Annotated in this window: 12 protein-coding genes; 1 reads left to right on the forward strand and 11 read right to left on the reverse strand. The window is 54.7% G+C overall.

Going from position 1 to position 15,848, the window contains the following annotated elements; genetic code table 11:
- Positions 1 to 48: 48 nt before the first annotated feature.
- A complete protein-coding gene (locus M0R70_09135; protein ID MCK9419526.1) occupies positions 49 to 1,326 on the reverse strand; it encodes a TolC family protein in 1,278 nt (425 codons plus the stop codon).
- Positions 1,327 to 1,551: 225 nt separating this feature from the next.
- Here M0R70_09135 and M0R70_09140 point away from each other — a divergent pair, with 225 nt between their 5' ends.
- Positions 1,552 to 2,436: a phosphatase PAP2 family protein gene (locus M0R70_09140; protein MCK9419527.1), complete on the forward strand. Its 885-nt coding sequence runs from the start codon at positions 1,552 to 1,554 to the stop codon at positions 2,434 to 2,436.
- On the opposite strand, the gene M0R70_09145 is transcribed toward M0R70_09140, so the two are convergent.
- The 10 genes from M0R70_09145 to M0R70_09190 all read right to left on the reverse strand — a co-directional run bounded on the left by M0R70_09145 (position 2,413) and on the right by M0R70_09190 (position 15,346).
- Positions 2,413 to 2,997, reverse strand: a complete 585-nt coding sequence (locus tag M0R70_09145) for a hypothetical protein (GenBank protein ID MCK9419528.1) — start codon at positions 2,995 to 2,997, stop codon at positions 2,413 to 2,415. The two genes, M0R70_09140 and M0R70_09145, sit on opposite strands and share 24 nt — an antisense overlap.
- Positions 2,998 to 3,131: 134 nt before the next feature.
- Positions 3,132 to 4,244, reverse strand: a complete 1,113-nt coding sequence (locus M0R70_09150; protein MCK9419529.1) for a hypothetical protein — start codon at positions 4,242 to 4,244, stop codon at positions 3,132 to 3,134.
- A 269-nt stretch (positions 4,245 to 4,513) separates the two neighbouring features.
- Complete coding sequence (locus M0R70_09155) at positions 4,514 to 5,644, reverse strand: pyridoxal phosphate-dependent aminotransferase family protein (protein MCK9419530.1); 1,131 nt, start codon at positions 5,642 to 5,644, stop codon at positions 4,514 to 4,516.
- Positions 5,645 to 5,732: 88 nt separating this feature from the next.
- Entirely contained in the window at positions 5,733 to 6,734 is a 1,002-nt protein-coding gene (locus M0R70_09160; GenBank protein ID MCK9419531.1) for an NAD-dependent epimerase/dehydratase family protein, read from the reverse strand.
- Positions 6,735 to 6,828: 94 nt separating this feature from the next.
- The gene (locus M0R70_09165) at positions 6,829 to 7,803 is read right to left on the reverse strand and encodes a cation diffusion facilitator family transporter (protein ID MCK9419532.1); all 975 of its coding nucleotides are present in this window, start codon (positions 7,801 to 7,803) and stop codon (positions 6,829 to 6,831) included.
- Positions 7,804 to 8,242: 439 nt separating this feature from the next.
- A complete protein-coding gene (locus tag M0R70_09170; protein ID MCK9419533.1) occupies positions 8,243 to 9,067 on the reverse strand; it encodes a menaquinone biosynthesis protein in 825 nt (274 codons plus the stop codon).
- 114 nt (positions 9,068 to 9,181) lie between these two features.
- Positions 9,182 to 12,244, reverse strand: a complete 3,063-nt coding sequence (locus tag M0R70_09175) for an efflux RND transporter permease subunit (protein ID MCK9419534.1) — start codon at positions 12,242 to 12,244, stop codon at positions 9,182 to 9,184.
- 119 nt (positions 12,245 to 12,363) lie between these two features.
- A complete protein-coding gene (locus M0R70_09180) occupies positions 12,364 to 13,668 on the reverse strand; it encodes a TolC family protein (protein MCK9419535.1) in 1,305 nt (434 codons plus the stop codon).
- 13 nt (positions 13,669 to 13,681) lie between these two features.
- The gene (locus M0R70_09185; GenBank protein MCK9419536.1) at positions 13,682 to 14,338 is read right to left on the reverse strand and encodes a TetR/AcrR family transcriptional regulator; all 657 of its coding nucleotides are present in this window, start codon (positions 14,336 to 14,338) and stop codon (positions 13,682 to 13,684) included.
- A gap of 318 nt (positions 14,339 to 14,656) precedes the next feature.
- Positions 14,657 to 15,346: a sulfite exporter TauE/SafE family protein gene (locus M0R70_09190; GenBank protein MCK9419537.1), complete on the reverse strand. Its 690-nt coding sequence runs from the start codon at positions 15,344 to 15,346 to the stop codon at positions 14,657 to 14,659.
- Positions 15,347 to 15,848: the final 502 nt, after the last annotated feature.

Here is a 15,848-nt window from a genome sequence, read left to right on the forward strand (position 1 = left end):
ATCTCATCCCTCGTCCCTCGTCCGTCGTCTCTCGTCCCTCGTCCCTCGTCACTCAATCCGTCCCATTGCCTTGAAAAACCGCGCTGCCGCAAGCTGATAATCATAAAGCGCCTGGACGTGGTCGGTCTCGGCATTGACCGAAGCGACCTGCGCATCGGTCACTTCGATATAGGGTCCCACGCCGGCCTCGTATCTGCCCTGGGCAAGTTCGAGGTTTTCCCGGGCCTTCTTCTTTGACAACTCCATCACCGCTATGCGGGCCGATGCGCTCTCGATGTCCGCATTCGCCTGATTCAGTTCAATAACGATGGATTGCCGCATCAAATATCCCTGCGCTTCAAGAACGCGCAGATTTGCCCGCGCCTCGCTGACCTTTCCGCTGGTGATCCCCCCTTCGAACAGGGGTATCGTCAGCAATACGCCCGCGTTCCAGCTGTTCTGGATGTCGCCTTTGAAGGGCCCCATTTCCTGCGTCCCGTTCGCCCAGTTGTACGCGCCATTCGCGGACAATGTCGGAAAATAATTTGATTGTTCCCTCTTGACCCGGGCCTTTGCCGCCTCCCGGTCTGCTTCATTCTTGAGCATCTCCGGACGGTTCTTGACCGCATCTTCCAGCGCCTGCTCGAACGTCGGTATGGTAACCGGTACGGAGAGGATGTCCTCGATGTCAAGGTCGCCTGCCGGATCGATGCCCATCGCATTGTACAGCGTAAGCGTACGGATCCTCACGCTGTTCATGGCATTGATCAATCCAAGCTGCGCGCTGTTCACTTCCACTTCTGCACGGGTTACATCAAACTTCGGCCTGGACCCGGCCCGGAAAAAGGCCTCTGCCTGCCGAAGGTGGCTTTCCGCCTGTTCACGTGTTTTTTGCGACACGATCACGAGTTTCTTCGCCTGGAGCAAGGCGAAATACGCCTGCTTCACGTTCAGGATTGATTCTTGAATAACGCGCTGCTCATCCAGCTCCGTCGAGCGCGCGCCTGAGCGCGCCGCATCGAGCGTATTGCCGGACCTCCCAAAATCATAGAGCACCTGATTGACGGACAGTGTTGTGGTGTAGCTTTTTGCCGTGCTGTCGCCGAAAGCGCCGCCCAATGAATGGTTCTCGGAATAGCCGGTGCTCGCACTGACCTGCGGCAGGTAGGGCGACCTGGCCTGCGTCACGCGTCCCTGTCCTGCATTCACGCTTTCCCGCGCAGCCCTGATCGCAGGCTGGTTCTTGAGTGCGGTTTCGATACAGCCGCGAAGACTGAACATCTCAGCCGCGTTCGCCGAAGAAAGAAGGACCGCCGACAATATAATAATGACACTTAAAAACCGCATATCACACCGTTCAATTTAATTATCCTTGTTTCTGAGTAACTTTTCAGCACATCTGAACACAAAAAAAACGTTATACCAGAGAAAACCCTTTTATCCGCAGATTTCGCAGATGAACGTCACGCCTGGGCGTGATGAAATCTGCGTAATCTGCGGATAACATATTGACCTGAACAGTTACGTTTCCGAAACGCTTGCATTTCAGAATGAGGTATTGTATAAGTTCTCATGCGGACGTTTCTCACACCGATCGACCGCCTCACCCTTTGTCTGCTCGCGCTGCTTATGGCAGTCATGCTGTTCTTCGTCCCGACCGTGCATGCCTGGCCGCAGCCCGGGTTGACCTATCTCCTGCTCGCTCTCACCATTATATCACTCGCCGTGCTGGACCGTAGAGCAGGCACGGGGAAAATACTCTCGTCGATCCGTGTTTTTGCTCCCATCGCGATCATCGCGATCATCTTTAACAGCCTCGGAGACCTTATCACCGGCATCGGGAACCGGCATTACGATGATATCCTCATCCAGGCCGACTACGCACTCTTCGGCGTTCATCCGACCGTATGGATGGAGCGGTTCAACGACCCTCTGCTCACCGGACTGCTCCAGGCCGCATATATGAGTTATTATGGTATGCCGATCGCGCTCGCCCTTGCCCTCTATTTCAGAGAGAATAACGATGCATTTAACAGCGCCGTCTTCGCCATTCTGCTTTGCTTCTATCTTTCTTACATCGGATACCTGCTCGTGCCTGCCGTGGGCCCGCGGTACACGCTCGGTCATGTCCAGACAGCCGAACTCCGGGCAGGCCCGGTGACGCTGTGGATCCGGCAGGCCCTCGACGGACTTGAGCACAACAAGACCGACGCCTTCCCGAGCGGTCATACCGCCGTGGCGCTCGTAACGCTCGTGTATGCCTGGAAATACCGCGAGAAGGTGTTGTCCTGGATACTCGTGCCGGCAGTATCAGCGTTGATCTTCTCGACGGTGTATCTCAGATATCACTACGTCGTCGATGTCATCGCCGGTGTTCTGCTCGCCGCGCTGACCATTCTGATCGCTCCGAAGACGTACCGGCTTTTCTCCGGATCATCCGACCGTCCGCAAGGCTAATTCCATGATCCCGCCTGACATGAGCGGAATCAGAAGATTGTCGTTCATCGAAATCGTCAGGAGTTCAACGCCGGCGGCCACCAGGACGCCGAGGAGCATCACCCCGACGGGAAGATGGACTCCCCACAATGACAGCAGGAGCCCAGACACTGCCGCGGCAACAATAAAAGCAAGGGACCCTTCCAGGCTCTTGTCACCGATCTTTGTTTTGCCGAAGCGTTCACCGATGGCTGTCGCAGCCACATCGCCGAATACGAGAAAACAGATCGCAGCGGACGCGACAGGCGTCGAATACGCGTAAAGCGACAATCCGATGCCGAGGACATAGGGCGCCGTACCGGTAAGCCGGTGCTCTTCATTCTTGCGGATGAAGCTCCCGAATCGCGCAAATAGTGCGCGGTTCCATGCCGGTATCATGAGCCGCGCCCCGTCAATTGCCAGGATGAGCAGAAAAAGTGCGGCGTAGAATAACAGCGCCTGCTTCCTGCCGAGAACATAATAGACGGACAGGAGTCCCACGCCTCCGACCAGATGATATAATTTACGGCCGATCTGTTTCATAATGAACACATGTCCATTTCATGTCATTCCCGAAGTTTTAATCGGGAATACGGTTTCATCAATCGATAAACCATATCCCCGATAGAGACCTCGGGGATGACGAGGCGTGACCGGCAAATGTATCAGTTTTACCGTTAAATCCTCTTCTCATAGATCCGGTATTTTTTGTACAGCTTTCCGCCCATGAATTCGCATCCCTTTTGCATCAGGGCGTTGTCTTCCAGGACCCATGACATCTCGGCCCGCTTATAGCCTTTGCGCAGGGCGGCTTTGAACGGCTCGAGATACAAGAGGCCCTCGATCCCTTTTTTCCGGTACTCTTCCTTCACGCCCATGGTCAGAACGCGAATGTCGGATATTTTTCTCGAATACCAGAGGAACTTCACGATCTCCAACGGCCCCATTTTTCCATTCAGTTTTTTCAGGACCTGATTGTAGTCCGGGATCGCCATATAAAAACCGACCGGGCTTTTATTCACTTCCGCCATGATGAGGAGTTCCGGCACGATCAGGGGTTTGAGCCTTTTTGCCATGGACTCTATTTCCTCATTGGTCATGGGTACGAACCCCCAGTTATGGCTCCATGCCGAGTTATAGATTTCTTTCACCGATTCAAGTTCGCGCGCGAAATTTTTCATGTCCGCCGGACGCACCACGAGCCCCGGTATGCGGGCCTTCACGGCCGACGCGAGCTTTTCGAGCCTTTCGCCTGACTTCACGTCCTTGATGATCGCGATGTACGCGTAGAGGTCCTTTGATTTTACCAGACCGCATTGCTCCATATAGTCGAGGTAATAGGGCGGCGTGTAGGCCATCATGATCATGGGCGGCGAATCAAAACCTTCAAGGAGAAAACCGCATTCATCATTGGTCGAGGGGTTCATGGGTCCCCGCATGATCTCGATAGCACGCTCTCTGAGCCAGGCGGCCGCGGCGGCCAGCAAGGCCCGGGCGATAACGACATCGGGGAGGCACTCGAAAAAACCGAAGAATCCGGCCTGTTCATTATGAATATTAATGTGGTTGCGGTCGAGTATAGCCGCAACTCTTCCCACAACATCTCCGTTCCTGCGCGCGATAAAATAGGCGGCCTCGGCGTGTTTGAAAAAAGGGTTCTTGTCGCTGAGTACGAACTTCATCTCACTCAAAAGAGGCGGGACCCAGTTCGGATCTCCCTGATACACCTTCCAGGGAAAGCGGATGAATTGGTCCATATCCTTCTTATGGGAGATTTGTTCGATCTTCACGGAGCAGTTCTCACGGAGATGCTTGATGATTTAGATTATCGAATCACAAACACCAATAACCAGGCGCCAAGCTTCAATCATTTTTGGCTAATGTAATTTGGTAATTGGATATTGTAGCTACTCAGGTCAAAACCTGTTAGCCGCGAAAGAACGCAGAAAGAATTAAAACTGAAATATATGATTTCGAGCTTTTCTTTGAGATCTTTGCGATCTTTCGCGGCCAACCTGAGCAGTTACTGTATTTTGGGATTTGTTACCTGGTATTTGCCTCAAATCACGCCCAGTTTCTTCCCGGCCTTCTCAATTATATCCAGTGCCCGATCGAGCATTTCATCGGTATGGGTCGCCATATAGCTGGTACGGATCATGCACCGCCCCTGCTGCACGGCCGGCGGCACCACCGGATTCACGAACACGCCCTGTTCCTGCAACGTCTTCCACATCATGAACGCCGTTTCCATCTCGCCCATGACGAGCGGAATGATAGGCGTCTCCGAAACACCGGTGTCAAAACCCATATGTTTGAAGGCCTTCAAAATCTTGTTCGTGTTGTGCCAGAGACGCTCCCTGCGCTCCGGCTCCCGGTCGATGATGTCGAGCGCCGCGATCACCGAGGCTACGGAAGCGGGCGGCGGGCTTGCCGAGAAGATCAGCGGCCGTGAATGATGCTTCATGAAATGAATGATGTCCTCGTCGGCCACCACAAACCCCCCGATCGAGGCAAGCGATTTGCTGTACGTGCCCATGATGATGTCCACGTCCTTTTCCATGCCGAAATGTTCGGCGGTGCCCCGGCCGGTCTTCCCCAGCACTCCGATGCCGTGGGCATCGTCCACCATGAGCCGGGCGCCGTATTTCCTGCAGAGCGGCACGATGTCCGGAAGCGGCGCGATATCCCCTTCCATGCTGTACACGCCGTCAACAACCACGAGCTTGCCCCTGGCTCCGCACTCCTTCAATACGAACTCAAGGCTGCTCATGTCATTATGCCTGAATTTCTTGACCTCCCCGAACGACAGCCTGCAGGCGTCGATGATGCTGGCATGATCAAGTTTGTCGATCACCACGACATCGTCCTTGCCCGCAAGAGAAGAAATGATGCCGAGGTTCGTCTGATATCCGGTGGAAAACATGAGGGCGGCGTCCTTGCGAAAGAACGTTGCAAGCTTTTCCTCGAGTTCCACGTGGATATCAAGCGTGCCGTTCAAAAAGCGCGAGCCGGCGCATCCGCTTCCATACTTTTTGACTGCCTCAATGGCCGCCGTCTTCACCTCCGGATGGCTCGTAAGGCCCAGATAGTTGTTTGACCCGAGCATGATCATCTTCTTTCCTCCGACGATCACTTCGGGGTCCTGCTGCGATTCCACCACATGGAAATAGGGATAATATCCGGCAGCCATTACCTCTTTTGCCGTTGTAAACCTTCGGCACTTTTCAAAGATATCTCCGTGAGTGTCGATCTCCGTCCGGAGAATGCTCTGTGTCTTCTTATTGGAGCCAGTTATGGTCACGATACCACCTCCAGGTGATTTCTAATCCTTGTTGCAAAGGATACGCTGCTTTGAATCCAAGTTCGTGCTCGATCGCGGCGAGATCGCAGGTCCAGTACTGTTGCGAAGCCTCCCGTACCTTCTGTCTGTTCGTGAGGGCGGGCCTGGATGTGAAAAGGCTCCCCAGCTCCGAAGCCAGACCGATCAGGTATGCCGCGGCATAGGGAATCTTGATGGTGAGCGCCTTCACCGCCCCGGTGAACAACAATGCCCGCCTTACTTCGGACCAGGAATAGGGCCTGTCCTCGGCCACAAAATATATGCCTCCGCTTTTTGTCTGCTTCTCCATGGCAAGAGATATCGCTTTCACCAGGTCCCCGACATAGCAAAAATTGAGAAGCCGTTCCCTGCCCATGATCTCCAGCGTCACACCCCGACCGGCCCAACGGAAGAGTTCGAACATATCCTTGTCCCGGGGGCCATAGACCACCGAGGGACGGAGAATGACCACGGGAAAGGCGTCCCGGTACCCAAGCGCCTCTTGCTCGGCCAGGAGCTTGCTCCTGCCGTAATCCGAGACCGGGTGCGGGAGGTCGCCGGCCTTGACCGGCTTTCCATCCCTGGCCGGTCCCGCTGCCGCGAGGCTCGAGAGCAGGATGAACTTCTCGATGGCCGGATTATATCGAGAGCACGCTTCCAGCATATTACGCGTGCCGACGTGGTTCACCTCGTAGTATTCCCGTGCCCGCCGTGCCTTGGTAAGTCCGGCCGCGTGAACAACGATGGAAACATTCCGCACCGCGTTCACGAGCGTCTCCGGCCGGGAGCAGTCGCCCACGGCAACGTCAATATCCAGTCCGGCAAGCCATCGAAGAGATGAAGGGTCCCTGACCAAACAGGTGACGGAATAACCGTTCTTGATAAGGAACTCCGTCAGATGGCTTCCGATGAACCCCGTGCCTCCCGTAATGAGGACCTTTTTGGCTTCTGATCGTCCCATGGCCCCCGCATGACCTGTCATAACCGGTGAGGCCGAACGACAGCCGTATTGTAAATGGTTACGGTGTTTTCCGCCCCCCGTAAAAAATGACCGTTCATCGATTATTCCTGACAGCCTCGGGCAGGCTGCACGACGGGTTCATATCGCACTTCTCGCACTCCAGCTGGATGGTACTGTGGATCACCTTGAATTTCTCGGAGAGAAGCGTTCTGATCTGGTCGTTCAGTTCCCTGCTGTTGCTGAGAAGCCGGTCGTCGATGAGCACATGGGCGCTCAGGGCATAGACGCCTGAGGTAATGGACCAGAGATGAATATGGTAGGCCTCACGTACGCCCTTGATCTTTGCGATCTCCGCTGCAATGGTGTCGATATCGATATGCGCCGGCGCCGACTCAAGGAGGATATTCACCGACTCCATCACAAGGGACCAGGCCCCATAGATGATCACCAGCGAGATCATGATGCTCAGGATCGGGTCGATCAAATACCATCCCGTATAGAGGATAATAACTCCGCCGATGACCACTCCGACGGACGAGAGCGCGTCTCCGACGATGTGAAGATAGGCGCCGCGGATGTTAAGACTGGTGTGGCTGTGTTTGAACAGGAACAGTGCGCCGATGATATTGGCGACCAGGCCGATGACCGCGATAACCAGCATCAGCATCCCCTGTACCGGCTGGGGATTGATCATCCGCAGATAGGCGTGGTACATGATATAGAGCGATATCAGGACAAGTACGATGCCGTTCACGAACGCCGCCAGGATCTCAAGGCGGTAGAACCCGAAGGTCTTTCGTCCGTTGGCGGGCATGGAGGCGAAGGTCATTGCGAAGAACGATAACAGCAGGGCGATATTGTCGGTCAGCATATGGCCCGCGTCCGACAACAGGGCAAGACTGTTCGAAAGCAGCCCGCCGATCACCTCGGCGACCATCATCAGGACCGTTATGGAAAGCGCGATCAGGAGATCTTTTTTCCCGCCAGCAGGAACCTGACGCAGACCCTGACCGTTGTCGTGTTCGTGAACATGTTCATGAGTATCGGTATGAGGATGTGCAATTGACATGCTGCCTGTGCTCCCGGTTATATTAGGCGCTTACGCCTATAACATCGACAAAAAGTTGTCGATGTTTGGGTTTTTTATGTTTTCATTGAGTTGTAGGGCAACCCTTCAGGGTTGCGGCTTTTCGGTATCAGCAAGGCTGAAGCCTTGCCCTACAAAAACGTTAAATTCGAACTGCCCCGAAGGGGCCATGTCTGCCGGGCGAAGTCCCGGCCGACACGTAGAAACTAAGGAATAAAATTTTACTCAGAATGGCAAGAATATTTTGCCACATAAGGCACAGAGGGCACAAGGAAAGGATTGAAAGTATTTTAAACTATTCTAGTTTCCTTGTTTACCTTTGTGCTCTTTGTGACTTCTGTGGCTAAAAGCTTTTCGGCTTGTCCGGGTTAGACCATGATGAATCAGTTACTGCGACGTTCATTCCATTTTTTGAAGTTCATCAACCTTTTGTCCAGAACCGCAGCTCTGGAATTTTTTCGATCACCCCGATCTCCGCGGCATAACCGTAAAAAGCACGGAGTCCCTTTTGCTCTTCTCTCCCCAGGCCGTAGCTGAATGAATTCCAATAGGATAAAAGCAATTCCGCCGGAACATTGAACCGTTCCGCCTCCGACCGCGCCAGATCCCTCAGATGAGAGATGCCGTATGCTTTCGATGCAACAAGTATATCATACAGCATGTCGAGGTCCCGTTCAACGTTCTTTTTGTAATTTACGTGCCAGAGCGCGAATACGAACGGAAGGCCGGTAAATTCATGCCAGAGCTCTCCCAGGTCGTAGCGATGGGGGAATTCGGGCTGCGGCATCTTGGTGAGCGCCAGGTCCCCGATCGTGAGCATTGCATCCGCCTGTTCCGATGGGTCGTCAACACCCTGTTCATACTGGGTGTACCCTGGATTCATATCATACCGGACTTCCAGCAGAATGCGAAGCAGCACCACCGAGGTGGCGGAGGCCGTGGTCATGGCAACGACTTTATTATTCAGTTCATCGATCGGCACCTTGCTTTCAAGCAGAATGCTCATGACCTTGTTCTTCGAGGTGATCGAAAGGGTCGGTAAAAGAAGGTAGCGCCCGGGGTTCATGGCGTACTCAATGGACGAGGACGGCGATACATCGACCTTTCCGTCATAGAGCAGGCGGTTCAACTCCGTGGGAGTGCCCTCCACCAGTTTGAAGGGGAACCGAACCTGTCCCGTGATGATCGCGGCATGGGGCGGGAAACAATTTGAGTAAACGATATGGCCGAGTTTGAGCATATTCATGAGGACTTCGTCAAGCGGTCACGGTTACGACGCCCGTTTCGGTAAGAGCCTTACGGCTGCGTATGAAGAAGACGAATGACGTAACCGAACGACGATACGGGCTTCGTTACCAACTTACGATGTACCTTTTTTCCTTTCTTTTTTGAAAAAGTTTTCCAGGTCATCGATCATCGTGTACACCACCGGAACCACCACGAGGGTGAGCAGCGTGGACGTGATGAGGCCGCCGATCACGGCAATGGCCATGGGCGCCCGCTGCTCGGAACCCTCGCCGATCTTGAGCGCCGTCGGCAGCATGCCGAACACCATGGCTGCCGTGGTCATGACGATCGGCCGGAGCCGGACAGGACCCGCTTTCAACAGCGCCTCTTCACGCGACATACCGCGCTTTCTCAGCGTGATCGTGTAGTCGACCAGCAGAATCGCGTTTTTCGTCACGAGCCCCATCAACATAATGATGCCGATGAGGCTGAAGATGCTGATACGTTCTCCCGTAATGAACAGCAGGCCCAGGGCGCCGATCAGGCTCACCGGGAGGGAGAACATGATGGTAAAGGGATGCACGAAGCTCTCGAACTGGGCCGCCAGGATCATATAGACCATGATAATGGCAATGACCAGTGCGAAGGCGATGTTCTTGAACGCGTCAAGCATGACGTCCGCCATACCCACGAGCTTGAAGGACATGTCCGGCGGCAGGTTCTTCTTGATGATCTGCTCGAGGTCATTGACCGCTGTTGCCATGGGTTTCGTCTTGTCGATGTTCGAGAATACCGCCGCGCCGCGCTGACGGTTCAAATGCATGATCATCGTGGGCCCGGTGCCGGTGGACTGCTCGGTAACATCCCGCAGTCTCACGAGCTCTCCGGTGGACGAGCGGACCTGCAGAACGCCGATGTCGTCAGGCTGATCCCGCTCGATCTTGATCAGACGCGCCGTGATGTCGTAGCGCTCCCCTTCCTTCTCGTCCTTGTACTTGCCGACGATCTCGCCGCCGATCAACGTATTGACCGTGCCGCCGATGGCCGCCGCGCTGACGCCGTAGTTGGCCGCACGATCACGATCGATACGGAGTTTTACCTCCGGCTTGCCGATCTCGATGGACGTATCGGCGTCTACGATCCCGGGAACCTTCGCAAACTGGTCCTTGATGGCCATCGTCCTTTTGTTCAGTTCATCCAGATCCCGTCCCTGGATCATCACCTGGATGGGGACCGCCCGCATACCACCGCCTACCATCGCGATCTCTTCTATGGAAGATTTGATCGCAATATCCGTGGACAGCTCGTCGCGCATCTGCTTCATAGAGTCGAGCTGATTGAGTTGCCGGTCCTTCCGCGCCTTCATGTTGACATAGATCTTGCTTTTGTTGCTTTCCGGGGCAAAATCCGAACCAGTAACGTAGAAGGTGCCGGCGATCTCCTTGCGTTTTCTGAGCTGCTCGTCAACCTGCCGCATGGCGGCGTCGGCCCGCGGCAATGAATAATCGATGGGAGTTTCCAAGCGGACCAGGTAGCGTCCCTGGTCCGCAGCCGGCATGAATTCCTTCTCGACGATGACAAAAAGGGCAAGTCCGGCGATGACGCTTGCCAGGGCGAACAGGATGGTCTTCCAGCGGTTCCGGAGCGCCCCGGCCAGAAGGGGCCGGTATACGCTGAAGATCGCTTCGAAACCGCGTTCCAGGAACATATAGAACTTTCCGTGCTTTTTCCGGTAGTACAGGAACCGCGACGTCAACATGGGCGTCAGGGTCAGTGACACAAACAGCGAGATCAGGACAGCCACGGTCACGGTGATCCCAAATTCGTAGAAGAACTTGCCTATGATACCTTTCATGAACGCAACGGGCACGAAAACGGCAACGATCGACAGGGTGGTGGCCATGACCGCGAGCCCGATCTCGGACGCGCCTTCCTCTGCGGCCTGCATCGGCGGTTCCCCCTCCTCCATGCGGCGATAGATGTTCTCGAGCACCACGATGGAGTCATCGATCAGGATGCCGATCGAGATCGACAGGCCGAGCATGGTCATCATGTTCAGGGTGAATCCCAAGGCGTTGATGAATGCAAAGGTCGCGATAACGGAGGTCGGCAGCGCCACGGCGCTGATAAGCGTGCTCCGGACGCTCCGAAGAAAGACGAAGATGATGAGAACGGCGAGGCCGGCTCCGAGCCAGAGCGAAACCTGGACGTCCTCGATGGACCGGCGAATATAGATGGACTGGTCGAAGGTAATGTCAAGCTTGATCCCTTGGGGAGGCTTGACGGCGGCGACCGCGGCCTTGATGCGCTCGGCAACGGCCACGGTGTTCTCTCCGGACTGACGTTTTACCGACAGTCCCACCGCGGTCTTTCCGTTGAATCGGGTGATGGAGCGCTCGTCCTCGAGACCGTCCTCGGCATAGCCGATATCGCGGAGCTTGATGAGCTGTCCATGGCGATAGGACACCACCAGATCATTGAACGCTTCCGGCGTTTCGTATTCGCCCTTGGTCTTTACAATATATTCCATCCGCTGGTTCTCGATCTTGCCGCCGGGAACCTCTTTGTGCTCTGCGCCGAGCGCCTGCTTTACATCGCTTGCCGTAAGCGCCAGCGCCTCCATTTTCTTTCGGTCAAGCCAGATCCGGACCTGCCGTGTGCGGCCGCCGTTTATGGTCACCGAACCCACGCCGGGGATCTTCTCGATGTCACGCTTCAGGACCTTGTCCGCATAGTGGGTGAGGTCCTTGACGTTCCGGTCTCCCCATACCGCGATCAGGATGATCGGCTGGTCCTCGGGGCTGATCTTCTCGATCACCGGCGGTTCCGTATCCCGGGGCAGTCGGTTCCGCACAGCCGCAACCTTATCGCGAACGTCCTGGGCCGCCTGTTCCACATTACGTTCGAGAAAGAACTCTACCGTGACAATGGAGTTTTCTTCCATGCTCCGTGAAGTGATGGTCTTAACACCGTTAATAGTATTCACGGCCTCTTCAATGACATCCGTGACATCAACCTCCATGACCTCCGGGGAGGCGCCCACGAGCTTGGTCGAAATGTTTACGATCGGGAAGTCGATTTTGGGGAAAAGGTCCAGCGCCAGCCGCGGGAGCGCCACAAGGCCGAATACGATGAGCGCCAGCCCGATCATGGTCATGAATACCGGTCGTTTGATTGCTATTTCAGGAAGTCGCATGATAACCTCGTTATAATAAATGGATAAGGACTAAAATGTGAGCAGTTAGGGGAAGAACCACGTGCATAGCACTTTATTACTTCTTATTTCTCACTCCGAACTCCGCACTCCATCACTCCTCACTGTTTCTCTTTTCCCATCATACCGATGCTTTTCTTCAGGCGCAGGATCGCTACCTGCCGGTCATAGGTGGCATTGACCAGTTCGCGCTCAGCAAAGGTGAGTGCCTGTTCAGCGTCGATGATCGAGAGACTCGGCGCCAGCCCTTCGGCAAAGAGACCCTCGACAACATCGAAGTTGTCGCGCGCATACTCCACCTGGAGTTTCGCGTTATCGATCACTGAGCCGATGGTCTGAAGGTTCACAAACGCCTCGTGCACTTCGGATGCAATGGATGTACGCAGGAAATCAGCGGACAGATCAGCCTGCCGCTGCTTTGATTTTGCATCCGCGACCTCGGCCTTCATCAGACCGCCCTCGAACAGGGGGATCGTCAGACGGAGCCCGCCGTAATACGATGTCGCATCCATTGCCGTTACCGGCTGCGACTCCAGATAGGTCAGACCCGCCTCCGCGTATACCTGCGGGTAGTGTCCACCACGCACGATCGTCACGTTTTCAGCGGCAATGCTCCGGTTCAGCTTTGCGCCGGCATAGTCGTCTCGATTCCGGAGCGCTGATTCCTGAAGACGGGCCAGATCCTCCTCGGGCGGGTACAGCGTTTGCGGTTCAAGGAATACGGCATCCACGGGTAATTTGGTCAGAAGATTGAGCTTGTCTCGAGCGATCATGAGGCCATCCCGTGACCGTACCAGGCTGATTCGTGCCTGGCTCACCAGCGACTTGGCACGGAGCAGCGCGGACGCGTTCGCCTTGGTCTTGCGGGTCGCGGCCTCGCGTTCCGTCACCTGCTGGTGACGCTCCATACGCTCCAATGAGCGTTGACTGATATCTATCGCCTTCTGGGCCTTCAGCACGCCATAGTACGCCTCTGAAACCTTGATCAGGATGTCCTGTTTAGCGACAGAGAGGCCGCTCCGGCTGGCTTCCCGCATTTGTTCCGCGGTGCGCAGCGCGGCCAGCGTCCTGCCGCCCGTGTAGAGCGGCTGGGTCATGATGAGGCCGGCCCGGAACTGTTCGTCCGGCTGAAAAATAACCGGACCGCCGCCCGGCGGCAGCGTCTCATTATACTTCGTATACGCGGCCTGACCGTAAAGACGCGGGTAGCGATACGTTCCTGCCTGGTCGACCCGGCTGTCCGACTGCACCACGTCCTCTTCGACGATCTTCATGGATTCATTTGTGCCGAGGGCGGCCTCGTAAGCGTCCTCAAGGGTATAGGACCTTTCCCCGGCCAGTGCGACCGTTGCACTCAACAGAAGCGTCATCAGCAGGGCGATCCCCCGCACCATCAGTGTTTTCATGTTCGGACCTCTGTCAATTATTTCTGTTTTTGACATTCTTCGGTGCGCTCAACCCGCTGAAGAATATCTCGTCGACAAATGCGCCCAGTTTCTCGGACGACATGTCCATGTTCTTTTTCTGTATGTAAGGACTGATCGGGATGTAGATGAAACTGTGAATGATCATGCCGATCAAAGCGACCACCGCCATGAGCGGGTTCATTTTTTTGAGTTCACCCGACTTCATGCCTGCTTTAAGGATTGTTACCAGCGCCGCGTGGTTTTTCGCGAAATAGTGCTTTGCGATCCACTTGATGTTCCCGCTCTTTGCGCCCGTCGTGGAGAATTCCATGGCGAGGATCTTCCGGAGATCTTCATTGTCGTGCTGAAAGCTGATGAAACCTTTTATATATCGTTGTATCTTCTGGCGGGCCGGCGCATTTCCCTGAAAGATCTCATGCTTCCAGATGTCCTGCATGGCGTCAAAAGAATCGGACAGGACCGCGCGGTACAGGTCGACCTTGTCCTGGAAATAGTAGTAGATCATGGCCTTATTGACCCGCGCAGACTCGGCAACTTCACGAAGCGAGGTCCCGGAAAAGCCCCGGAGCGCAAAGACCGTGCGTGCGGCGGCGAGAATATCGGCCCTCGTATCCTCGTCGATTCCCGGCGACTTAGGACGTCGGCCCACTGATCTTTTTATGGTTGGTTGCGGTTTACGCATATTTTAACTAAGCGGTTAATTAATTGGTTGTTCAGAATACACCGGAGCGGGATTCTTTGTCAAGTTTTTTTGTAACTACTCAGATTGGCCGCAAAAGAACGCAAAGAACTCAAAGAAAAAACCTGAAACCATGTATTTCAGTTATAATTCTCTGCGATCCTGGAGCCTGCCCTCGAAATGTCTTATCGGGGGTTCTTTCGCGGCTAACAGATTTTTTGACCTGAGTAGATACGTTTTTCTTGCGTTGTGTTCAGGATCTTCGACCGCCACGGGGCGGGAATATCCTCACCAGAACCTTCCCATGGGTATCCATCCGTTGAATGCCATGCCGCGGAGAAAGGTCTGCAAGCCAAGGATAACGATCAGGACAGCCGCGGCGCGATAGAGGGCTTGTTTTATGTGCGGCCGCAGACGGGTCATCAGAAGGCCGAACGACATCATGGCCGGAACGGTACCGATCCCGAATATCGCCATGATCAGCATCCCGGAGATAAAACCGCCGCTTGCCGCGGCATTCATGAAGATCGGGTAAAGCAGGCCGCAGGGGAGGAACCCGAGCAGCAGACCGAGCAGAAATGTGCTCCACACGCTTTCGAGAGCGAGTATTCGGTGAAGCGTTTGTCGGAAGGCGGAGGTACCGGTGATCCCGTTCTCTTCAAAGAGTCCCCTCTTCCCGAGGACCCCGGCGATATTCAAACCCATCAGGACCATGAATGATCCCGCGATCAGCAGCACCGCGCCGGGAATTCCTCGGTGTTCGCCGATGTACGCGAAGAACGATCCGACTGAACCGAGAATGCCGCCGAGCAAAGAGTAGGTCGTTATTCTGCCGAGGTTGTAAAGGATATGATAGGGCAAGGTCGGCTTCGTCGCCGGTTTTTTAAGCGAATACATGGCCACAAAACCGCCGCACATCCCGATGCAGTGCATGCTGCCGAGAAGTCCGATGAAGAAGATCTCTATGAAATTGGACATGATTTGCTCAGCTTGATCAGCGGTATATATCTGGCGGCAAGATTTATAAGAGATTTGATATCATTTTAATTAACATTAACAGATATACACGAACGCGTCAACCTGTTCGTTGGCACTACCTTACCCTCGTATTTTTAATTGCGCACATCCATGGCCACGATCCCCATTTCTGGCGTTAGAAACCGGAGTGTGCTATTCACCTTAAACAATGACAATAAAGGCAGCGCCTCTAAAAGAGGCGCTGCCCATTGAATGAACTGATGACCTTCACCGGGGTCTTTCCTGACCCGGCATATTACTGACAGGCGCCGGATGCCGGATCACAGGTGTTGTTCGTTCAAACGTTGTTATCGTTGCAGCGCGTCTTCCAACCGTCTCAAAGACCACCCATCACATTGAAGTTTACAGCCCACGCACCCGCAAACGCGCCGTCCACCAGGGGATAACCGTTTATGCCGTCCCCATCCCAGTCGTATGACATCCAGTCCCAAAGCTGATAAGG

This window comes from Nitrospirota bacterium, from assembly GCA_023229435.1.
Taxonomy (GTDB): domain Bacteria; phylum Nitrospirota; class UBA9217; order UBA9217; family UBA9217; genus JALNZF01.